Genomic DNA, 20,744 nt, shown 5'->3' on the forward strand with positions numbered 1-20,744 from the left:
CGGCTGTCAGTTGAGAGGCGGCGTTCCAGGGTCATGCCCGGTGTCGTCGCCCTGGTCGTTCGGGGCAGTGATCAGCAGGGTGAAGGTCACCAGATCCCAGGCGTTGCGGACGCCCATGCTCAGGAGCAGCAGCAGGGTGAGGCCCGCCATGGTCAGGGCCGCGCGGGACTGGCTGCTGAGGGCCAGCTCCCCGGAGACGATCAGCAGCGCGCCGCTGACCACCGGTGCCACCGCGTACCATGTCCAGTCCGCGACATCCCAGCCGCGCACGCCGCGCGTGTACATGGAGCGGAACACGGCGGCCATGTACCCCAGGGCGGCCACGCCCGTCAGGATCAGCCCGAGACCGAAGACCTGCCGGGTGAGGGTGGGCATCAGCAGGGCGGCGGACAGGATCAGGGTCAGCAGCAGCGCCAGCAGGGCCGGATCGAGGTGAGCCCGCAGGATCGGCAGGCGCTGACGGGTCGCCGTGCGTTGCCCCATGGTTACGGCGATGAACGTCAGGCCAGCCAGGGTGGCGGCGGCGGTGCCGAGCAGGAGGGCGAAGGTTTCCCACTCCTTGAGCAGGCTATGGAACTCGTGCATGTGGCCTCCAGCCTCCAGTTTGATGGCACCCAGTCGTGGCACCACGGCCGCTCGGGAGCGGTCTGGCGTGGCCAGGCGTTCTGTGGGCCGCTGTTACCGGAACTCGCCACGCCCCGGTTCGGGCAGCCGCGTGGCGATCACGGCGCTGGGGACGAGCAGGATCATGGCGCACAGGGCGGCCGTGGTGGGACTGGTCACGTCGGCCAGGGCGCCGACGAGAAACACGAGGATGCCGGCGAAGCCCCAGGAGAAGCCCATCATGATCGAACTGGCGACCGCGACGTGACCGGGCGCGTACTCCTGCGCCGTGACCACGCCGACGGGAATGCTGGCGTTCACGGCCGCGCCCACCAGGAAGGTCAGCGGGTAGAACCACCAGTTGGCCGGGCTGCTCAGGATCAGCGCGACGAAGAAGGGAAGGGTGGTCAGGATCGCGCCCCGCAGCACGGGGGTCCGGCCGTAGCGGTCGCTCAGGCGTCCGCCGAGGAGGCCGCCGGCGGCGCTAGCCACGGCGAACACGGCGAGGGTGATGACGACCTCGCGCGTGCCGTACCCCCGGCCCAGCAGGATGAACGGCAGCATGGCGTTGTAGCCCATGCTGGCCAGGGATCTCAGGACGGCCATGGCCCACAGCCACACCATCGGCCCCCGGAAGATGCCCACGTACTCGGCCATGCTGACCCGGCGGGCCTTCTGCACGCCGCTGGGGGTGACCGCGAAGGTCAGCGCGGCCACGGCCACACCAATCAGCGAGAACCACGGCAGGTGCGTGAGGCCCACGCCGGCGAAGACCGGACCCAGCGCGCTCCCGCCCGTGCCCCCCGCGCTGAAGATGCTGGCCCACAGGCCGCGCCGGTTCGGCGGGCTGTGCTGCGCGACGTACGCCGCCCCGGCCGGGTGGAAGAAGCCGCTGCCGAACCCGGCGGCGGCCACCAGCAGAACCAGCGCGCCGAACCACGGCACGAAGCCCAGCAGGGTCAGGCCCACGCCGGTGACGAGTGGCCCCAGGGCCGCCGCGTACCGCCGGTCGAGCCGCTCGCCGATGATGCCCAGCAGGGGCTGCAGCACGGAACTGGTCAGCGAGAACACGCTGGCCAGCAGGGTCACCGCGGCGATGCTCACCCCGAACTTGTGCTGCAGGGCGGGCGTGAGGGGCGTGAGCATCGCTCCGTAGGCATCGTTGATGAAGTGGCCCGCCGTGACGGCCAGGGCAATCGAGGCAGCGTGGCGGGTGGCGGTCACGGTGGCGGCAGCCTGCATGTCCTGCACGCTACTCCCCAAAGGGTGGCGCTGCCAGCCAAGCGGCCACGCGTCGGGGGGGATGGTGTCTGGACGCGCAGAAACCCGCTAACATGAGGCATGGCGTCGTTTTTCCGTTCCGTGGTGTCGTCCTTGCTGCCCAGTGAGGAACGGTTGATGTCCAGGTTGCAGAATCTGAACGAGAAGGACATTCAGAGCATCTCCGACGAGTTCGTGGTCGGCCTGCCGGAGATCGACGCGGTGATCGGGCTGCCGGGTGCGGAGGGGCTCGCGCAGGCCCTGGCGACCCTGCGCGGCCTGCCGCTGATCATGGCGCACCGGGAGGAGACCTCCGGGTGGTGGAGCTTCGACACGGAACCTGCCGAGCGCACCCAGCAGGCGGTGATCGTCACCGAGCACTTCACGGACGGCCTGCCGGAACTGGAGGTCGTGGTGCAGGCGTCGAAACTGGGGTACCTGGTGCAGTGGGTGGCGTGCGCGATCGAGCGGACGAACGAGCCGGGCCGGTCCCGCCTGGAATTGCAGGGCCTCCAGATCCTGCCGGCGGTGCAACTGGCCGATACGCCGCGCGGTCTGGTGATGGAACGGCGCTTCCCCCAGAACTGAGACACGCCTTCGAGTCCAGTTCACATTGACAGCCGCTCCGGAGCTTCCGGACAGCTTTCGAATTCTTCAAAGGTTCAGCCGGATCCTGTGGCTTTCAACCGGCAGGATCATCGATTCTGGCCCCGTAGGCGGCCAGGGCGCATTCCTCGGCAGGAATGCGGATCAGGAGCAGCAGCGCGGCGTTGAGCGCCGTGAAGGCCAGGGCGCTGCGCCACGCCCCGACCGCCAGAGGCGCTGCCGCGATCTCCAGCGCCACGACCGCGTAATTGGGGTGTTTCAGAAAGCGGAAAGGCCCGCCTGAGACGCGCTCGCCGCCGGGCACGATCAGGATTCGGGTGTTCCAGTACGTGCCGAGCGTGCGGATCACCCAGAAGCGCAGGGGCTGCGCCAGCAGGAACAGCAGCAGGGCAGGCACATTCACGGGCCCGCGCGAACGGCGGCCCTCGAGATACGTGGCGATCATCCACGCGGGGTGCAGCACGAAGAACAGCGGGTAGTGGTCGCGGCCATATTCCACGGCCCCGTGCGCGCGGGCCCAGCGTTCGTTCGAGCGCGCGACGCGCAGTTCCAGCAGGCGTTGCACGGTCAGCAGGGTCAGCAGCAGGGGCGCGGCCGTCCGGGCGTTCATGGGCGGCCCAGCAGTTCGTCGGCGGCGGCCTCGGCATCCAGTTCACCAGCGGCGACGCGGGCATAGAGATCGTGGCTGACCTCGCGGGCGCGGCGCTGCAGGCGCTCCTGCACCAGCGAGCGCACCTCGAATTCGGCGCGGGCCTCCCGCCGGGCGCGCAGGCCGCTCTCCCCCAGGTGGGCCCGGTGGGCCTCCACCGCGTCGATCAGGACGTCGATCCCCTCCCCTTTCGCGGCGATGGCCTTGCGAATGGGCGCGAACCAGGTGTGCTCGTCGTGGGCGCCGAGGCCCTGCGCGGCCAGCAGTTCCCGCACGGTTCGGTCGGCGCCGGGCAGGTCGGCCTTGTTCACGGCGATCACGTCGGCGATCTCCATGATGCCGGCCTTGAAGGCCTGCACGCCGTCCCCACCGGCCGGGGTGAGCACCAGCAGGGTGTGGTCGCAGGCGGCAGCGATATCCACCTCGGACTGGCCCACGCCCACCGTTTCGAGGATCACCCAGTCGAACCCGGTGTCCCCGTGGCCCGCTCCTTCCAGGAGGGCCAGGACGCTCATGGTGCGCGCCGAGAGGCCGCCCAGGGCGCCCCGGCTGGCCAGCGAACGCACGAACACGCCCGGATCGGCGTGCCAGCGCAGCATCCGGATCCGGTCACCGAGGATCGCGCCGCCCGAGTAGGGCGAGCTGGGATCCACGGCCAGCACCGCGACCCGCTGCCCGCGCGCGCGCAGCACAGCGATCAAGGCGTCCACCAGGGTGCTCTTGCCGCTGCCGGGACTGCCGGTCACGCCCAGCACCACCGCCTGCCCGGCCCGTTCGCGCGCGGCGCGCAGCAGGGGCCGCACCTGCGGCAACCCCGCTTCGGCCAGGGTGACGGCGCGGGCCAGGGCGCGGGCCTCGCCAGCCCGGTAGCGCGTTTCCAGGGTGGCCACGTTCAAGGGAGGCAGTGTCAAGGGGACTGGCCGAGCACGTCGTCGGCCTCGGTCGCCTCGATCAGGTTCTCCAGGTGCGCGTCGTCGTTGAAGCCCAGCAGTGTGCCGCTCGCCTCGCCCAGCAGCACGCGGGTGATGCTGGTGTTCGTGACGCTCAGGCGCGACCAGGCGTTGGCGGGCACGCCGCCCAGCGCAAGCCCCACGGCCACGCGCACCACGCCGCCGTGCGTGAAGACCAGCACCCGCTGCCCCGGATGCCGCGCCCGCAGCGCGTGAAAGGCCGCGCCGCAGCGGTCGTAGAGGTCGGCCATGCTCTCACCGCCGGGGCGTCGGGTCGCCCACGGGTCGGCTTGCAGGGCGCTCAGGTAGTCGGCATGCCGGGCGCGGATGTCGGCGATGACCAGGCCGGAGAGCGCGCCCACATCGATCTCCCGCAGGCCCGGATCGAGCTGCACCGCCGGACGCCCGGCCAGGCGTTCCACCACGGCCGAGGCCGTCTGGGACGCGCGCTTGAGGTCGCTGGAGTAGACGGCCGCGAAGCCCTGCCCGGTGAGGCGCTCGGCCAGCGTGGCCGCCTGCAACACCCCGATGTGGCTCAGCGGAACGTCGGCCTGGCCCTGGTACCGGCCGTCGGCATTCCAGGTGCTCTCGCCGTGCCGGACGACCCAGAATTCCGTGGCGCTGGCCCGGTCTGGTGGCGTGAAGCCGGTCGGAGCGAGCCGATGGGTCAAGGAGTGCCCTCTGTGAACGCCACGCCCGCACCGGGCACCATCCGCCCGATCACCCAGGGATTCTCGCCGGCCGTGCCCAGGGCGGCCAGGGCGCGTTCCTGCTGTGCGGAGGGCACGATGAACAGGAAGCCCACGCCCATGTTCAGCGCGCGGAAGGCCTCCTGGCGCGGAACCCGCGCCTCCTTCACGATCAGCTCGAAGACCGGCGGCACCGTCCAGGAGGTCGTGTCCACCTGCATGCCGATCCCGGCCGGGAACACGCGCGGGGGATTGTCCACCAGGCCGCCTCCCGTGATGTGGGCCATCCCGTGCACGGCCACGCCCGCGTTCTCCAGGGCGTCGAAGGCGGGCACGTACGCGCGGTGCGGCACGGGCAGCACGTCCGCCAGGGTGCGACCCTCCAGATCCGCGCGGGCCTCGTGCCAGTCCAGGCCGTCCAGCGCCAGCCGGGCCAGCGAGAACCCGTTGGTGTGCAGGCCGCTGCTGGGCAGCGCGATCACGCTGTCCCCGACCTCGATGCGCGATCCGTCGATCAGATCCGGGCGATCCACCACCCCGACGATGGTGCCTACGATGTCCAGTTCACCCTCGACGTACACGCCGGGCATCTCGGCGGTCTCGCCGCCCAGCAGGGCCACGCCCAGCACTTCGCAGGCCCGCGCGGCCCCCGTGACGACCTCGGCCACGACCTCCGGGCGGAGTTTGCCCATGGCGACGTAATCGAGGAAGAACAGCGGCCTGGCGCCCTGCACGAGGATGTCATTCACGCAGTGGTTCACGATGTCCGCGCCCAGGCCCCCGTGCTTGCCGACCTTCACGGCCACCTTGGTCTTCGTGCCCACGCCGTCCGTGCTGGCGACCAGCACCGGGTCGGCCATATGCCCGAAGGCCGCGCGGAACAGACCGCCGAAGCCGCCGATGCCGCCCAGGACGGCGGGCGTGTGCGTGCGCGCCACCGCGTCCTTCATCAGTGCCACCGCGCGGTGACCGGCATCGATGCTCACGCCCGCGCGTTCATAAGCCGACGCCGCAGCGCCCTCGTTGCTCTCCGTCATGACCCTCCCAGCAACCCGCCGCCCGGTTGAGCGTGCGGAGATCGCCAGCAGTTTACCCGACCGGAGGAGCGACGCGACGCGCCGCCTGCCGCGCCAGCACCCAGCGCGTCACGGCCACGATGGCCACGCCGGCCGACAACAGCGCCAGGCCCACGATCAGGCGGTGGGTATTGCCACTGAGCCACACGACCAGCGCCGTGACCGGCAGGGCGCCCGCCGCCGTGGCCAGCATGAAGGGCCGGAAGCCCATGCGGGCCGCGCCCGCCACGAGGTTCATCACGTCCGAGGACAGGATCGGCATCATGCGGATCATCAAGACGCCCTGGATGCCGTAGCGGGCGGCGAAGTCCTGGGCCTTGCGCTGTCCCTTCTCGCCCGCCAGCAGACCCACCAGGGTGTCGCCCACGGCGCGTCCCAGCGCGTAGCCGGCCGCCGCGCCCAGCACCGTCCCGACGTACACGATCAGGAAGCCTTCCAGCGGGCCGTATGCGCGGGAGGTCACGGCGATCAGGAACACGGCGGGCAGCACTGGCAGCACCGCCTGGATCATGAACGCCGCGATCAGCGCGAGCGGCCCGGCCCAGCTCAGCCCGGACACGAAAGCCCGCGTGACCGCCGGATCACTCGACCGCAGGGCCGCGTACCCCCGCCCCAGGAACTCCCGGACGTCCGGGATCAGGGCCACGCTCCCCAGGATCAGCAGAGCGACGGCCAGGATCAGCCAGCGCAGGTGCCGGGGCGGCGAGGGAACGGCGGTCGTCATTCCTTCCAGTCTAGGCAGTTCAGGGTGGGCGTGCGCCCACATAAAGTTCAGCGTGTCCGGGGGTGTGGCCTCACCCCTCCATCACGGCGCAGGGGCCATCAGGTCGCGGGCCGCCCGCGTCAGGTCGCCGCTTCCGGCCAGACTGGTGCCCACCAGCACGGCATCGGCCATGTCCCTCACGGGTGCCAGGTCCGCCGGCGTGCGGTAGCCGCTCTCCGCGACGAGCACCCCAGCAAAGCCCGCCTCCCGGGCCCGGCGGATCAGGCGCGGGCTGACCTGCAGGTCGATCTGCAGCGTGGTCAGGTCCCGGTTGTTCACCCCGATGATCCGCGCCCCGCAGGCCAGGGCCACGTCCAGTTCGGCCTCGCTGTGCACCTCGACCAGCGCGTCCAGGCCCAGGTCGTGGGCAATTTCCAGGTACGCCCCCGTGGCCTCGTGCAGCACGCTGACCATCAGCAGGGCGGCCGACGCGCCCCACTCGGCCGCCTCGCGCAGCATGGCCGGATGCACCACGAAATCCTTGCGCAGCACCGGCACGTCCACCGCGGCCACTACGTCCAGCAGCGCCTGCGCGTTGCCGTCGAAGTGGCGGGGCTCGGTCAGGCAGGAGATGGCCGCCGCGCCGCCCTCCTCGTATGCGCGGGCCGCCGGCGCCGGGTTCAGGGGGGCGATGGCTCCCTGGCTGGGACTGGCACGTTTGACCTCCGCGATGAGAGACAGCCCAGGAGCGGCCAGCGCCGTCTCGAAGCGCCGGGCGGCAGGTCGTATGGCGCCGGTCTCGGCACTGAACCCGGCGTAATCGGCGGCCCGCTGCGACACGATGCGGCCCAGCACACCGGGCACGGACTCGAGGTTAAGCTTCGGCAGGCCCGTCATGCGCCCGAGTATATGGGGCGGATTCCGCCCGGAGGCGGAGCGCATGTTAGCCTGAGACCCCTATGAGTCTCGCGCCCGGCACCGGCCCCGTCCAGATCACCCAGGAGCAGCTTCAGGCGCGCATCCATGAGCTCGCCGCGAAGATCCGCGAGGACTACCGAGGCCGTGAACCGCACCTGATCTGCGTGCTGAACGGCGCGTTCATGTTCCACGCCGATCTGGTGCGGGCGCTGGGGGTGCCCTGCACCATCGATTTCCTGCAGGCCAGCAGCTACGGCGACGCCAAGCAGTCGAGCGGCGAGGTGCGACTGGTCAAGGATCTGCAGTTCCCCCTGAGCGGCCGGCACGTGATCCTGGTCGAGGACATCGTGGACACCGGCATCACCATGAACTACCTGCTGCAGTACCTCGACGGGCGCGGTCCGGCCAGCCTGAAGGTCGCGGCGCTGCTGTCCAAGCCCAGCCGCCGCAAGGTCGAGGTGCCCGTCGAGTACCTGGGCTTCACGATCCCCGACGCGTTCGTGTACGGCTACGGCCTGGACCGCGCGCAGTACGACCGCAACCTGCCGTTCATCACCAGCCAGGACTGACACCGCCACACTCCAGATGCCCGTGGGCACGCGCCGTGAGCGTCCGGAGGCGACTTCACCAGACTTGACGGTTTCTTGACGTTCCCGCGACGCTCTTCAGCCTCCCCAGATCGCGCTCTACAGTGCCCCTGATGCTTGCCGTCCTGATTGTCCTTGCCACTGTCGCGCTGGTCATCTGGCGGCCCCTGGGGATCGGCCCGGCACGCGCGGCGACGCTGGGTGCGGTGGTGGCCCTGCTGCTGGGTGTGGTGCACGTCTCCGACCTGCCGACGCTCTGGAACGCCACGTGGAATGCCACGCTCAGTCTGGTCGGCCTGATCGTCCTGAGTCTGCTGCTCGACGCGGCGGGCCTGTTCCGCTGGGCGGCGCTGCACGTGGCCCGCTGGGGAGGTGGAAGTGGCCGGCGGCTGCTGGCGCTGCTGGTCGTGTTCAGCGCGGTGGTCGCGGCCCTGTTCGCGAACGATGGCGGGGTGCTGATCCTCACGCCCATCGTGCTGGAGCTCGCGGCCCTGCTGAACCTCAACCGGGCCGCGACCCTGACCGTCGCCCTGGCAGTGGGTTTCGTGGTGGACGCCGCCAGCCTGCCCCTGACCGTCAGCAACCTGACGAACATCATCGCCGCCGACGCCTTCAAGCTCGGCTTCGGCGCGTATGCGGGCGTGATGCTCCCGGTGGATCTGGCCGTGGTGCTGGCCTGCCTGGGCACGCTGCTCCTGGCGTACGGCCGGACGCTGCCTCGCCGCTACGACCTGGCGGCCCTGCCGGAACCGGCCAGCGCCGTGAAGTCCTGGGGGGTGTTCCGCACCGGATGGCTGGTCACGCCGCTGCTGCTCGCGGGCGCCTTCCTGGCCGAGCAGTTCGGCCTTCCCCTGAGCGCCGTGGTCGGCGCGTGCGCGCTGATCGTGTGGATCGTCGCCGCGCGCAGCGGGAACGTGGGCAGCCGCGCCGTCCTGAAAAGCGCTCCGTGGAACGTGGTCGCGTTCAGCCTCGCCATGTACACCGTCGTGTACGGCCTGCGCGGCGCGGGCGTGACCGGCGCGTACGGGGCGTGGCTGTCGGGCTGGGCGGCGCACGGCACCCTCAGCGCCGTGCTCGCCTCCGGCCTGAGCGTGGCCGCGCTCAGCGCTGGACTGAACAACCTGCCTGCCCTGCTGACGGCCATCCTCGGCATCCAGGGCAGCGGCGTCAGCGGACACGCGCAGCAGGCCCTGGCCTTCGGCTCCCTGGTCGGCGCGGACATCGGCCCGAAACTCACGCCCATCGGCAGCCTCGCCACCCTGCTGTGGCTGCATGTGCTGAAAGGCCGCGGCCTGAGCGTGAGCTGGGGCGAGTACCTGCGCGCCGGACTGGTGCTCACCCCCCCGGTGCTGCTGGTCGGCCTGCTGGCGCTGTGGCTGCGGCTGGGGTGACGCTCACTCCTCGTGCGGTGGCGGCGCGTCCGGGTCGCAGTAATCGATGGTCGAGGGACGGAAGGTGCCCAGCACCACCTCGCGCTTGAAGGGATACCCCAGGCGGACGCCCTCGGCCGCACACTCTATGGTGAAGCGCTGCCCGCGCGGAACGGGCGTGTCCCCGATCACGACGGGCCGCACGGCTTCGTACACGGCAGCCCAGGGCGTGCAGAAGTAATAGCCGACCAGGGCGCCACCGGGGTGCCGGGCGTAGGTCACGTCCTGCCGGGCCACGGCCTCCTGGATGTCCTGCCACAGCCTCACGCTGGCGCGGGGATCCGGGTCGAGGCTCCACATGTCGTCAATGACCGCGTGCGTCTTGGGATCACGTCGGATGCCCGCGACGGAATTCGGGTCGGTCATCACCCACGGGTCGAAGCCGGGCTCGCCGGGCAGGGCCACCTGGGGGCGCGCGGCGGGCGGGCGACCCACACTGCGGGCGGGCGGCTCGCGCAGCAGGGCGGGATAGCTGACGAGCTGGCCCACGCGGTAGATGTCCTCGACGGCCTTCTTGGCGCGTTCCTCGATCTGTTCGTGCAGGGCGGCGCTCGCGCCGGGGGTGTACATGTCCCTGGCATACGTGGCGCCGCTGATGGCCTGGGCGAACAGGCCGCGCAGCCGCGCGAGGTTCTTCGCGTCGGTCTCCGGCGTGTGCGCCTCGAGGGCCTGCATGGCGGCCTCCAGGTGCAGCTGCATGGCCTGCAGGGCGGCGATCATCGCGTCCAGGTGGGGGCGCGGGCACGGTTCCACCGGCGACCACTCCGGGAGTTTCGCGGGCAGCGCCCCAGTGGGCAGCGTGAAGTCCGGATCGTGCGCGGCCCGGGTGGCGTGCGCCATCCACGTCTGCACCTCGCGGTAGTACGCGTCCACCTGCCCGAAGGTCACCGGGGGCACGAACCCAGCCGTGTCGGGATCCGCCACCTCGTCGGCGTGGAGCATCTTGTCGCCGAGGGTCTGGAGGGCGAAGGCGTTCCAGATGCACGCGAGTTCCGTGCCGACCTGCGCGGTCATGGCAAAGGGGCTCACGCCGGTCGCCGCGAACTCGAAACGGCGGCGTTCGGCGGCGTCCAGCAGGTCGTGCACGGACGCTCCGGCCCGCTTGTAGGCATACAGGGTTTCGGCGTCCTGTTCGCCGCGCAGACCTGCCCTGATGCGTTTCCAGACTCCGGGTCGTTCCATGTTCCCACCTTACGGGCCTGGGGAACGCGGCGTTCCCACACGTGCCGCCCCGGCGGGTGCACGGGCGGGTGTCGTGCGCTAGACTGGGGCCATGATCCGCTCTGCGCTTCCCGGCTGGGGACGACTCGACTGACCGCAAGGTGTGTGTTCGAGCGTCCCCGGCTGCGTGCCGGGGCTTTTTATTGACCTTTTCTCAGGAGTGATCCCCATGACCCAGACGAACGAAGCGAGTCCCATCCACATCCAGGAACCGCGCATGGAGCGGTACAACCCTCACGCCATCGAGCGCAAATGGCAGGACGCCTGGGCGAAATCCGGGCTGTACACCTTCGACGAGAACGCGCCGGGCGAGAAGTTCTACGCCCTGACGATGTTCCCGTACCCGAGCGGGAACCTGCACATCGGGCACTGGTACGCGAACGTCGCGCCGGACGCCCGCGCCCGCTGGCTGCGGATGCGCGGCTACAACGTGCTGTTCCCGATGGGCTTCGACGCCTTCGGCCTGCCGGCCGAGAACGCGGCCATCAAGAACAACGTCGATCCGGCCAAGTGGACATACGAGAACATCGACCGCATGGTCGGGCAGTTCCAGCGGATGGGCACCATGATCGACTGGAGCCGCCGGTTCGCCACAAGCGACCCGGAATACTACCGCTGGAACCAGTGGTTCTTCATTCAGTTCTACAAGCGCGGCCTGGCGTACAAAAAGGGCGGCTTCGTAAACTGGTGCCCGAAAGACCAGACGGTGCTGGCCAACGAACAGGTCGTGAACGGCCACTGTGAGCGCTGCGGCACGGCAGTCGAGCGGCGCAACCTGAGCCAGTGGTACATGAAGATCACGGACTACGCCGACGAGCTGCTGGACTTCAGCGACACGGACATGCCCGAGAAGGTTCGGCTGATGCAGACGAACTGGATCGGCAAGTCGGTGGGCGCCGAAGTGACCTTCGACACGCCGGCCGGCCCGGAGACGGTGTTCACGACCCGTCCGGACACCCTGATGGGCGCGACGTTCATGGTGCTGGCCCCTGAGCACGCGAAGGTGGCGGCCCTGACCACGGACGAACAGCGGGAGGCGGTGGAGGCGTACGTGGCCGCCGCCGGTCGCAAGACGGACGTGGAACGCCAGCAGGAGGGCGAGAAGACCGGGGTGTTCACCGGCAGCTTCGCCACACACCCGATCACCGGACACCAGTTGCCGGTCTGGGTCGCGGACTACGTGCTGGTCACGTACGGCACCGGCTCGATCATGGCGGTGCCCGCGCACGACGAGCGCGACTTCGCCTTCGCGCGGCAGTTCGGCCTGGACATCGTGGAGGTCATCCGGCCGGAGGGGGGCGAGCCGATGGCCGCCGACGCGGCCGAACCCTACTCCGGTGAGGGCCTGATCGTGAACTCCGGCGAGTTCGACGGGCTGCCCGGCGGCAAGGCGAGCATCGCGGGGATCGTGGCGCGGCTGGAAGACAGGGGGATCGCGACGGCGAAGACCACGTACCGCCTGCGCGACTGGCTGTTCGCCCGCCAACGCTACTGGGGCACCCCGATTCCCTTCGTGCACTGCCCGGAGCACGGCGCGCAGCCGGTGCCCGAGGATCAGCTGCCCGTGAAACTGCCGGAGAACGTGGCGTTCACCCCCACCGGCCAGAGCCCCCTGAAGCTGGATCGGGACTGGCTGGCCACCACCTGCCCCGTCTGCGGCGGCCCCGCCGAACGCGACACGGACACCATGGACACCTTCGTGGACAGCAGCTGGTACATGTACCGCTACCTGTCGCCGCACTACCACGAGGGGCCCTTCGATCCGGCGAAGGCGAAACTGCTGCCCGTCGACCTGTATACCGGCGGCATCGAGCACGCGATCCTGCACCTGCTGTACTCGCGCTTCTGGATCAAGGTCATGCGCGACATGGGCCTGACCTCGCAGAACGAACCCTTCGCTCGCCTGCGCAACCAGGGCATGATCCTGGGCGAGGACGGCGAGAAGATGAGCAAATCGCGCGGCAACGTCGTCGATCCGGACGACCTGGTCAGCGAGTACGGCGCGGATACCGTCCGGACGTACCTGATGTTCATCGCCCCGTGGGAACTGGGCGGCCCGTGGGATCCGCAGGGCATCAACGGCCCCGCCAAGTGGTTGAGCCGCGTGTGGAACGTGTACTTCGAGGAGAAGTCCAGCGGCCCCGCCGAGACGGTCAGCGAGGCCGACCTGCGCTACGCCGTGCACAGCACCCTGAAGAAGGTGGGTGGGGATTTCGAACGCCTGAGCTTCAACACGATCATCGCCTCGCTGATGGAACTGACGAACACGCTGGTGAAGGCCAAACGCGCGCCCGTGTTCGGCACGGCCGCATGGAACGAGGCGCTGGACGTCTTCAACCGCATGCTGGCCCCAGTGGTGCCGCACATCGCCGAGGAGATCTGGTGCGAACGTGGTCTGGAAGGCAGCGTGCACACCGCAGCCTGGCCCGCCGTGGATGAGGCGGCCGCCACCCGCGACACCGTGACCATGGGCGTGCAGGTGGGCGGCAAGGTGCGCGGGCAGGTGACCATCTCCAAGACCGCCACGCAGGCCGAGGCCATGGCCGCCGCCCGCGCGAATCCGGACGTTGCCCGGTTTGTCGAGGGCAAGGAGACGGTAAAGGAAATCTACGTGCCGGGTCGGATCATCAATATCGTCGTGAAGGGCTGACCAGACTCCGGTTCAGTGCTCGGCCCCGCTCGCGCTGAGCGGGGCTCTGCTCACGGCACCCGATAGAGCGTGGGCTCATCGCGTCCCACCTGGAGGTAGCCGAGCGAAGCCAGATATCGGGCGGCGGCGCCCACCGCCGCCGGATCGGTGATGGCTGAGTCGACCGGGAGGTGCAGGTTCAGTTCGGCCATCAGATCTGGAATGCTCAGCTCTGTCCCACTGGGCAGCCCTAGGATGACTTGAAGAGCGAGAGCCTCTAACACCGGGGCAGCCATACCCCGTTATCCCTGCTTGAAATCCACTTTTCCAGCGAATGTGGAGACTATGAGGCCTGAACTAACAGTGCCGTGCGCGAAGTGGCAGCCGGATATGAACACCACCTTCGAGATTTCAGCACGACGGGACGAGCCTGGATAGTGGGCGTCCAGTGATGCCTTCTGCCATCAACCTGACCAGCGCTCAGAACACATCAGAGCACCAGGGCCTGCGCGGTGGCACCCAGCCTGTCCCACAGGGTGAAGGCCGCCCGGGCACCTGGGCGGATGATGCCCTCATCATTCCAGCCGGCGGCCAGGGCTGGCCCACGGGTGTACGCCCGCAGGACGTCGAGGTCGCTGATGGTCTCACCGGGTGTGAGCCGCCGGCCGCCGTCGTCGAGGCGGGTCGTGGCGGCGGCGAAGGTGGCGCGCACGTCCGGGGGCGCAACCGGCGCGTCGCTGCCCAGCGCGAGGATCGCCCCGGCGTCCTGAAGGGACTTGAAGGCGTAACTGCCGGCCTCTAGGTGTGGCAGCAGCGTCCGGATCATGGGGGCGTCGGCCTGGAGGTGGATGGGCTGCACGCTGGCAGTCAGGCCCCGGAAGCGGGGGATGTCCTGCGGGCGCAGGTGCTGGGCATGCTCGATCCTCAGGCGGATCCCACGAGCCTCGGCCGCCGGCCGGAGCTGGTCGTAGGCGTCCAGCACCTCGGTGTTCGCCCGGTCGCCGATGGCGTGCGTGACGGGCGTGAGGCCCAGGTCGATGGCCTGACGCCCGCGTTCCACGATCAGTTCGGGCGGGTCGAGGGGAATGCCGGTGCCGCTACCGTCCGCGAACCCAGGGGCATGCAGCCAAGCGGTGCGGCTGCCCAGGGCGCCGTCCGCGAAGAATTTGACGCCGCCCCACTGGAACAGGCCGCCGGGGGCGAGGGCCAGCCCCAGTTCCCGCGCATGCTCCAGGCGCTGGTGCGGCAGGCACGCCCAGACGCGCAGGGGCAGCTCCCCCCGGGCGGCCAGGGTCTGCACCGCCCGCGGCGCCCCGGGCTCCTCGTAGGCCATGGTGTGCGCGCTCACGAAGCCGCGCGAGGTCAGATCGTCCGCACCGGCCTTCGCGTGCGCGAGCCACTCGGCCTCGGTGGGCGACGGCAGCTGCGCCACGACCAGATCGGACGCGCCCTCCAGCAGGCAGCCCAGGGGGTGCACGATCTTCCCGCCTTCCGGATCGGCTGTGGCGTCAGTGATCCCGGCGGCGCGCAGGGCGGCCGAGTTCACCCAGGTCATGTGGTGGTCGCGGGAGTACAGGATTACAGGGTGGTGCGGGCTGACCTCGTCGAGCAGCGCGGCGGTGGGGTAGTCACCGAGGCCCAGTTCCGACAGCAGGAACCCGCCCCCGCGAATCCAGGTGCCCGTAGGGGTGGTCACGGTCCGCTGCGCGACCTTCGCCTGCACCTCGGCCACGCTGCGCGCCCCGGCGAGGTTCACCTCTCCCAGCGACGCGCCGTACATGACGAGGTGGATGTGCGCGTCGCACAGGCCCGGCGTGAGCAGGAGGTCGCGGTGGTCGAGCACCTCGGCACGCGGGGCCTGGGCGCGCAATTCGTCGGCGCTGCCCACGGCGAGCACCCGGCCCCCTCCGACCAGCACGGCCTGAACCTCGGGCAGGGCATCGTCTAGCGTGAGTGTCCGGGCGTGGATGACCGTCAGGGGCGCGCGCATGTGCACAGGGTAGGGCAAGCCACGGGCGCGGGTGCGACGCAGACGGGCACCGCTGCATACGGGCCGCTTTACGCCCCGCGCGTTCCTGTTAGACTTTCTTCATGCCCCGCATATTGGTCGTGGATGACGACGCCGCCATCCTCAAGCTCGTGAGCGTGATCCTCTCACGCGCCGGGCATGAGGTTCGCACCAGCAGCCACCCCGTCGAGGCGCTGGACCTGCTGAAGGTCTTCACGCCGGACCTCGTGGTGAGCGACGTGGTGATGCCGTACATGACCGGCCTGGAGTTCCTGGAAAAGATCCGCGAGAACCCGCAACTGGCCAGCGTGCCCTTCATGCTGCTGTCCAGCCACGCCGAGCGGGGCGATGTGCGGCGCGGCATGAACCTTGGCGCGGACGATTACCTGCCCAAACCCTTCACACCCGCCGACCTGACGACCGCCGTGGACGCCCGCCTGCGCCGCGCCGGCCTGACCCTGCAGGGCGAGAGCGGCATGCTCGCCAAGGGCCTAGGCACCGCGCAGGTCGTGTGGCAGGGCGCGGCCGTGTCGTGGGTCAGCCGCAAGGCGCTCGAACTGTTCTTCTACCTGCTGGAGCACAAGGAAGTCACCTCCTGGGAAGCGGCCGAGGCCCTGTGGCCCGAGAAGGACGAGGCGCGCGCCAGCAGCCTGTTCCACACGACCCTGCACCGCCTGCGCCGCAGCCTGAGCAACGACGCCGTGGTCAGCGCCAACCGCCGCTACGCCCTGAACAGCGACCTGAACCCTGAGTACGACGTGCAGCGCTTCGAACTGCTGACCGCGCAGGCCGAGCAGGGCGCGCTGGGCCTGGAGGAAATGCGGGAACTGATCAGCCAGTACGGGAACTTCCTGCCGGGCGCGGATTCCCCCTGGGTGGATGACGTCCGCGCCCGCCTGGAACAGAAGCAGTTCAGCCTCCTGGGCATCGCCGCCAAGGCGGCCACCAGCGCCGGGAAGGCCAAGGACGCCGCCCAGTTCCACCAGCGCGCCCTGGCCATCGATCCCATGAGCGAGCAGGACTGGCAGGGACTCGCCAAGGCGCTGGATTCCATTGGTGACCCCCGCGCCCGCCTCGCCGCACAACGTGAAGCGTGGTGGGCCGTAGACATGGACTGACACGGCGTCTGGGTTGATGGGCTCCCCGCGTGGGGAGTTCTTTTTTGCAGAGCCTTCACCGGCACGCTCGTCCCGGTCTGCTTTCCCGGCCCGCGCTAGACTTCCCTTTATGACTGGCCCCCAGCCCTCCTCGACACTGTCCACGTCCGACATCCGCGAGAAATTCCTGCACTTCTTCGAGAGTAAGGGGCATCTGCGCCTGCCCAGCTACAGCACCATTGCCCCCGATCCGACCACGCTGTTCACGGTGGCGGGGATGCAGCCGTTCAAGGAGCAGTTCATGGGCGCCCCCGCCGTGTTCGACGGTGTGGCCAGCAAGCGCGTAACCACGGCGCAGAAGTGCCTGCGGATCGGCGACATCGAGAACGTGGGCCGCACGCTGCGGCACTGCTCGCTGCTGGAGATGCTCGGGAACTTCAGCTTCGGCGATTACTTCAAACGCGAGGCGCTGACCTGGGCGTGGGAGTTCCTGACGAGTCCCGAGTGGATGGGCCTGGACAGCTCTCGCCTGTACGCCACCATCTACCAGGACGATGAGGAGGCCTTCGCCATCTGGACGCAGGAGAACGGCCTGCCACCGGAACGCATCCTGCGCTTCGGGGCCGACGAGAACTTCTGGCCGGCGGACGCACCCAAGGAAGGCCCGAACGGCCCCTGCGGCCCGTGCAGCGAGATCTTCTACGACCGTGGCCCCAAGTACGGCGACGACACCTGGGCCGAGTACGCTGACACCCGAGAGAGCGCCCGCTTCCTGGAAATCTGGAACTGTGTGTTCCCCCAGTTCGACCGGCAGGAACCGCTCCCGGACGGCACGCCGGTTCTGAAGGATCTGCCGTTCAAGAACATCGACACCGGCATGGGCCTGGAGCGCATTGCCACCGTCGTGCAGGATGTGTACGACTTCTACAGCAACGACGTGTTCGCGCCGATCATTGCCAGGGTCGCCGAACTGAGCGGGCAGCCGTACGAGGGGCCGCAGAGCGTGTCGCACCGCGTGGTGGCCGAGCACATCCGCAGCGTGAGCATGGTCGTGGCCGATGGCAGCCAGCCCAGCAACACCGGGCGCGGGTACGTGGTGCGGAAGATCCTGCGCCGCGCGTGCCGCCACGCGTACCTGCTTGGCCTGCGCGAGCCGAGCCTGTACAAGCTGGTGCCCATCGTGGTCGAGCGCATGGGCGACGCGTACCCGGAGCTGAAGGCGAATCTGGCGAAGATCGAAAGCACGGTGAAGGCCGAGGAGGAGAGCTTCCTCAAGACGCTGGAAGGCGGGATTCAGCGCCTGGGCAAGCTGCTGACCAGCATGGAGCAGGGATCGACCCTCTCCGGCAGCGACGCCTTCGTCCTGTACGACACCTACGGCTTCCCGGTCGATCTGACCAAGGAGATCGCCGAGGAGTACGGGATCACGGTGGACGAGGCCGGGTACGCGGAGAGCCTGGAGAACGCGCAGAACCTCGCGCGGGCTGGCAGCAAGTACGGCAAGTCCGAGCTGTTCGGCGGGAACATGGAAGCCCTGGATGGCCTCTCCCCCACCCAGTTCGTCGGCTACGACGATCTCCAGGCCGAGGGTGAGGTCGTGGCGCTCGTCGGTGCGGGCGAGCGCCTGAAGCACCTGCCCGCCGGGAGCGAGGCGACCGTCGTGTTGTCGCGTACGCCCTTCTACGCCGAGGGCGGCGGCGAGGTCGGCGACACCGGGCGCATCGAGTGGGACGGCGGAGCCGGTCAGGTGCGCGATACCCGCAAGACGCCCCAGGGCGTGTTCCTGCATGACGTGCTGGTCGAATCTGGCGAGCTGAGGGAAGGAACGAGCGTGCGCGGCGCGGTGTCCGGCGAGCGGCAGTCCATCCAGCGGCATCACACGGCCACGCACCTGTTGCAGTCGGCGCTGCGGGCGGTGCTGGGCAGCGGCGTGCAGCAGAAGGGCTCGCTGGTCGCGGCGGATCGGCTACGCTTCGACTTCTCGCACGGCGCGGCCCTCACGGCCGACGAGATCGCGGCGGTGGAAACCCTGGTCAGTCGCTGGGTGAGGGCGAACTTCCCCGTGTCGTGGAAGGAGATGCCGATTGCCGAGGCGAAGGCGGCGGGCGCGACGGCCCTGTTCGGCGAGAAGTACGGCGAGACGGTGCGCGTGGTGAGCGTGGGCGGCAGCGTGGAGTACCACGGGCAGACCGTGAGCAGCATGGAACTCTGCGGCGGCGCGCACGTCACCCGTACCGGCGACATCGGCGCGTTCGTGATCCTGAGCGATGAGAACGTGGCGGCCGGCGTGCGCCGCGTAGAAGCCCTGGCGGGCGAGCAGGCCACCGCATGGGTGCGCGAGCGCCTGACCGCCACCGCGAAGGCCGCCGCCCTGCTGAACACCAGCCCGGACGGCCTGGAAGCCCGCGTGATCGGACTTCAGGCGCAACTGAAATCGGCCGAGAAGGACATGGCCGCCGTGCGCCGGCAACTGGCAGAAGCGCAGATGGGCGGTAGGAGCGGCGGCGCGGCCCCGATCCGCGAGCTGGGCGGCTTCCGGATCGCCGCCTTGAAACTCGCGGGCATCGAGGGCAATGACCTGCGGAGCGCCGCCGACAAGCTCCTCGACCAGAGCGGCGCGGACATGGTGGTGATCGCTGGCGACAAAGGCCTCGTGGTGAAGGCCACCAAGGACGCGGTGGGACGCGGCGCACACGCGGGCCAGCTCGTGGGCAAGCTCGCGGCGGCGGGCGGCGGCAAGGGCGGCGGGCGACCCGATATGGCGCAGGCGGGTGTGACGGACGCCGACGCCGCACTGGGAGCGCTGGAAACGGCGTTCTGAGTGACTGATCACGGAGCCGCCCCAGAACGCCCCGTTCTGATGCAGGTGCGCCGCTGAACCCAACCGAGCCTCCGCTGGCGATAGAGGCGTACGCGCTACCCTCCACCCATGCCTCTGCTTGAGACCATCCGTTCCCTGGCCCCCTACCTGGCATCCTGGCTGGAGGTTCAGCGCGACCTGGCGCGGGTGCCGGGCGTGCAGGTGGCGGTGCGCGTGCAGGGCGAACTGGCCGCGTCATTCGCGCTGGGCGTGGCGAACATGGGGACGGGCGAGCGCCTGACGCCGGGGCACCTGTTCCGGATCGCGTCTCATTCAAAGACCTTCACGGCGACCGGCATCTTCCAGCTTGTTCAGGCCGGGCAACTGCGCCTGGACGACCCGGCGGGCCGCTGGCTGCCGGAACTGGAGGGCTCGCCTGCCGCGGCCATGACGGTGCGGGAACTGCTGGGGCACCAGTCGGGCATCAACCGGGACGGCGCGGACAGCGATTACTGGCAGCAGCTTCACGACTTCCCGGATCGGGAGGCGCTGATCGACCTGTGCCGCGCGGAGGCGGTGTTCGCGCCGAACGAGCACTTCAAGTACTCGAACATGGGGTACTCGCTGCTGGGGCTGATCATCGAGGCGGCCAGCGGGCAGTCCTACGAGGCGTTCGTGGCGGCGCAGATCACCGGGCCGCTGGGGCTGCGGAATCTGGGGCCGGAACTCCCGGCCCAGCGCGAGGCGGAGCTGGCCTCCGGGCACAGCGGGCTGCTGGCGGGGAACGACGTGCGGCGCGCGCTGCCGTCATCGGACACACGGGCGATGGCGGCCGCCACAGGCTTTTACGGCACGGCGGAGGACGTCACCGCCTATTTCGCGGCGCATGCCCTGGGGCAGACCACGCTGCTGTCCGACGCGGCGAAGCGGCTGATGCAGCGCCGGGAATCCGAGATCCGGCGGCCCACACGGCGCTGGTACGGGCTGGGATTCATTCTGGATGAGGTGGGGGGACGCCCCCTGGTGGGACACTCAGGCGGGTTTCCGGGTCACATCACGCAGTCGTGGCTCGATCCGGAGTCGGGCCTGTCGGTGTCGGTGCTCACGAATTGCCTGGGCGGCCCCGCGACCGAGTGGGCCACGAACCTGATCAAGCTCATCGATCTGGCCACGAAGCCGCCGGAGAGGAAGGAGGCCGACGCGCCGGGGGTCAGCCTGGACAGCTTCACGGGCCGCTTCGCCACCGACTGGGGCGTGTTCGATGTCGTGAATCTGGGGGGTCGGCTGGTCTCACTGTCTCCGCAGGGCGACCCTGCCCTGAGTGTCACGGAGTTGACCGTCGTGGATGCCGACACGCTCGCCCCGGCCCCGGAGGCGGGCTTCGGCGCAGTCGGTGAGGCCTTCCGCTTCCAGCGGGGTGCGGACGGCACCACCCTGTGGGTGCGCCAGGGCGGCGGGCGGGCCTGGCCCATCGCGGCGTACCGAGCCCGCGTGGGCCTCGCGCCGCTGGGCTGAGCT

18 protein-coding genes are annotated in these 20,744 nt (G+C 69.7%); 7 read left to right on the forward strand and 11 right to left on the reverse strand.

The genetic code is table 11. The features are described from left to right. Positions 1-6: 6 nt before the first annotated feature. Positions 7-585 (reverse strand): hypothetical protein, encoded by a 579-nt coding sequence (locus E7T09_RS06840; RefSeq protein WP_136388320.1) that lies wholly within the window; start codon positions 583-585, stop codon positions 7-9. A 93-nt stretch (positions 586-678) separates the two neighbouring features. Continuing rightward, positions 679-1,845: an MFS transporter gene (locus E7T09_RS06845; RefSeq protein WP_136388321.1), complete on the reverse strand. Its 1,167-nt coding sequence runs from the start codon at positions 1,843-1,845 to the stop codon at positions 679-681. 99 nt (positions 1,846-1,944) lie between these two features. Between E7T09_RS06845 and E7T09_RS06850 the strand changes: the two genes are divergently transcribed. Beyond that, entirely contained in the window at positions 1,945-2,451 is a 507-nt protein-coding gene (locus E7T09_RS06850; protein ID WP_136388322.1) for a hypothetical protein, read from the forward strand. Positions 2,452-2,545: 94 nt separating this feature from the next. On the opposite strand, the gene E7T09_RS06855 is transcribed toward E7T09_RS06850, so the two are convergent. The 6 genes from E7T09_RS06855 to trpC form a co-directional block, all read right to left on the reverse strand. Further along, positions 2,546-3,079, reverse strand: a complete 534-nt coding sequence (locus E7T09_RS06855; RefSeq protein ID WP_136388323.1) for an isoprenylcysteine carboxylmethyltransferase family protein — start codon at positions 3,077-3,079, stop codon at positions 2,546-2,548. Next, positions 3,076-4,014: a methylmalonyl Co-A mutase-associated GTPase MeaB gene (meaB, locus tag E7T09_RS06860; RefSeq protein WP_136388324.1), complete on the reverse strand. Its 939-nt coding sequence runs from the start codon at positions 4,012-4,014 to the stop codon at positions 3,076-3,078. The genes E7T09_RS06855 and meaB overlap by 4 nt, the downstream gene beginning before the upstream one ends. An 11-nt stretch (positions 4,015-4,025) precedes the next feature. Continuing rightward, a complete protein-coding gene (locus E7T09_RS06865; protein WP_136388325.1) occupies positions 4,026-4,739 on the reverse strand; it encodes a histidine phosphatase family protein in 714 nt (237 codons plus the stop codon). After that, on the reverse strand, positions 4,736-5,794 hold the full coding sequence (gene purM, locus E7T09_RS06870) for a phosphoribosylformylglycinamidine cyclo-ligase (RefSeq protein ID WP_136388326.1): 1,059 nt from the start codon (positions 5,792-5,794) through the stop codon (positions 4,736-4,738). Before purM ends, E7T09_RS06865 begins: the two co-directional genes overlap by 4 nt. 52 nt (positions 5,795-5,846) lie before the next feature. Then, on the reverse strand, positions 5,847-6,557 hold the full coding sequence (locus tag E7T09_RS06875) for a TVP38/TMEM64 family protein (RefSeq protein WP_136388327.1): 711 nt from the start codon (positions 6,555-6,557) through the stop codon (positions 5,847-5,849). A gap of 81 nt (positions 6,558-6,638) precedes the next feature. Next, positions 6,639-7,433 carry an indole-3-glycerol phosphate synthase TrpC gene (trpC, locus tag E7T09_RS06880; protein WP_136388328.1) on the reverse strand — a complete coding sequence of 265 codons (795 nt, stop codon included), beginning with the start codon at positions 7,431-7,433 and terminating at the stop codon, positions 6,639-6,641. A 62-nt stretch (positions 7,434-7,495) separates the two neighbouring features. On the opposite strand from trpC, the gene hpt reads away from it, so the two are divergent. Further along, the gene (gene hpt, locus E7T09_RS06885; protein ID WP_136388329.1) at positions 7,496-8,023 is read left to right on the forward strand and encodes a hypoxanthine phosphoribosyltransferase; all 528 of its coding nucleotides are present in this window, start codon (positions 7,496-7,498) and stop codon (positions 8,021-8,023) included. 131 nt (positions 8,024-8,154) lie between these two features. Further along, positions 8,155-9,432 carry an arsenical efflux pump membrane protein ArsB gene (gene arsB / locus E7T09_RS06890; protein ID WP_136388330.1) on the forward strand — a complete coding sequence of 426 codons (1,278 nt, stop codon included), beginning with the start codon at positions 8,155-8,157 and terminating at the stop codon, positions 9,430-9,432. A 3-nt stretch (positions 9,433-9,435) separates the two neighbouring features. On the opposite strand, the gene E7T09_RS06895 is transcribed toward arsB, so the two are convergent. Further along, entirely contained in the window at positions 9,436-10,653 is a 1,218-nt protein-coding gene (locus E7T09_RS06895) for a hypothetical protein (protein ID WP_136388331.1), read from the reverse strand. 208 nt (positions 10,654-10,861) lie between these two features. On the opposite strand from E7T09_RS06895, the gene leuS reads away from it, so the two are divergent. Beyond that, the gene (gene leuS / locus E7T09_RS06900; RefSeq protein ID WP_136388332.1) at positions 10,862-13,342 is read left to right on the forward strand and encodes a leucine--tRNA ligase; all 2,481 of its coding nucleotides are present in this window, start codon (positions 10,862-10,864) and stop codon (positions 13,340-13,342) included. A 50-nt stretch (positions 13,343-13,392) separates the two neighbouring features. Here leuS and E7T09_RS21855 read toward each other — a convergent pair whose 3' ends face one another. Both E7T09_RS21855 and E7T09_RS06905 read right to left on the reverse strand, forming a co-directional pair. Then, a complete protein-coding gene (locus tag E7T09_RS21855; protein WP_168734723.1) occupies positions 13,393-13,533 on the reverse strand; it encodes a hypothetical protein in 141 nt (46 codons plus the stop codon). Positions 13,534-13,811: 278 nt separating this feature from the next. Beyond that, positions 13,812-15,311: an amidohydrolase gene (locus E7T09_RS06905; RefSeq protein WP_136388333.1), complete on the reverse strand. Its 1,500-nt coding sequence runs from the start codon at positions 15,309-15,311 to the stop codon at positions 13,812-13,814. A gap of 101 nt (positions 15,312-15,412) precedes the next feature. Between E7T09_RS06905 and E7T09_RS06910 the strand changes: the two genes are divergently transcribed. The 3 genes from E7T09_RS06910 (at position 15,413) to E7T09_RS06920 (ending at position 20,741) form a co-directional block, all read left to right on the forward strand. Continuing rightward, on the forward strand, positions 15,413-16,447 hold the full coding sequence (locus tag E7T09_RS06910) for a response regulator (RefSeq protein ID WP_136388334.1): 1,035 nt from the start codon (positions 15,413-15,415) through the stop codon (positions 16,445-16,447). A gap of 109 nt (positions 16,448-16,556) precedes the next feature. Then, positions 16,557-19,247, forward strand: a complete 2,691-nt coding sequence (gene alaS, locus E7T09_RS06915) for an alanine--tRNA ligase (RefSeq protein WP_136388335.1) — start codon at positions 16,557-16,559, stop codon at positions 19,245-19,247. A 108-nt stretch (positions 19,248-19,355) separates the two neighbouring features. Further along, complete coding sequence (locus tag E7T09_RS06920) at positions 19,356-20,741, forward strand: serine hydrolase (RefSeq protein ID WP_136388336.1); 1,386 nt, start codon at positions 19,356-19,358, stop codon at positions 20,739-20,741. Positions 20,742-20,744: the final 3 nt, after the last annotated feature.

This window comes from Deinococcus sp. KSM4-11, assembly GCF_004801415.1.
GTDB lineage: Bacteria > Deinococcota > Deinococci > Deinococcales > Deinococcaceae > Deinococcus.

Bases quoted from the DNA above. Each gene is read 5' to 3' on its own strand.
- E7T09_RS06840 (WP_136388320.1), bottom strand. From the start codon at position 585: ATGCACGAGTTCCATAGCCTGCTCAAGGAGTGGGAAACCTTCGCCCTC.
- E7T09_RS06845 (WP_136388321.1), bottom strand. From the start codon at position 1,845: ATGCAGGCTGCCGCCACCGTGACCGCCACCCGCCACGCTGCCTCGATT.
- E7T09_RS06850 (WP_136388322.1), top strand. From the start codon at position 1,945: ATGGCGTCGTTTTTCCGTTCCGTGGTGTCGTCCTTGCTGCCCAGTGAG.
- E7T09_RS06855 (WP_136388323.1), bottom strand. From the start codon at position 3,079: ATGAACGCCCGGACGGCCGCGCCCCTGCTGCTGACCCTGCTGACCGTG.
- purM (WP_136388326.1), bottom strand. From the start codon at position 5,794: ATGACGGAGAGCAACGAGGGCGCTGCGGCGTCGGCTTATGAACGCGCG.
- E7T09_RS06875 (WP_136388327.1), bottom strand. From the start codon at position 6,557: ATGACGACCGCCGTTCCCTCGCCGCCCCGGCACCTGCGCTGGCTGATC.
- trpC (WP_136388328.1), bottom strand. From the start codon at position 7,433: ATGACGGGCCTGCCGAAGCTTAACCTCGAGTCCGTGCCCGGTGTGCTG.
- hpt (WP_136388329.1), top strand. From the start codon at position 7,496: ATGAGTCTCGCGCCCGGCACCGGCCCCGTCCAGATCACCCAGGAGCAG.
- arsB (WP_136388330.1), top strand. From the start codon at position 8,155: ATGCTTGCCGTCCTGATTGTCCTTGCCACTGTCGCGCTGGTCATCTGG.
- E7T09_RS06895 (WP_136388331.1), bottom strand. From the start codon at position 10,653: ATGGAACGACCCGGAGTCTGGAAACGCATCAGGGCAGGTCTGCGCGGC.
- leuS (WP_136388332.1), top strand. From the start codon at position 10,862: ATGACCCAGACGAACGAAGCGAGTCCCATCCACATCCAGGAACCGCGC.
- E7T09_RS21855 (WP_168734723.1), bottom strand. From the start codon at position 13,533: ATGGCCGAACTGAACCTGCACCTCCCGGTCGACTCAGCCATCACCGAT.
- E7T09_RS06905 (WP_136388333.1), bottom strand. From the start codon at position 15,311: ATGCGCGCGCCCCTGACGGTCATCCACGCCCGGACACTCACGCTAGAC.
- E7T09_RS06910 (WP_136388334.1), top strand. From the start codon at position 15,413: ATGCCCCGCATATTGGTCGTGGATGACGACGCCGCCATCCTCAAGCTC.
- alaS (WP_136388335.1), top strand. From the start codon at position 16,557: ATGACTGGCCCCCAGCCCTCCTCGACACTGTCCACGTCCGACATCCGC.
- E7T09_RS06920 (WP_136388336.1), top strand. From the start codon at position 19,356: ATGCCTCTGCTTGAGACCATCCGTTCCCTGGCCCCCTACCTGGCATCC.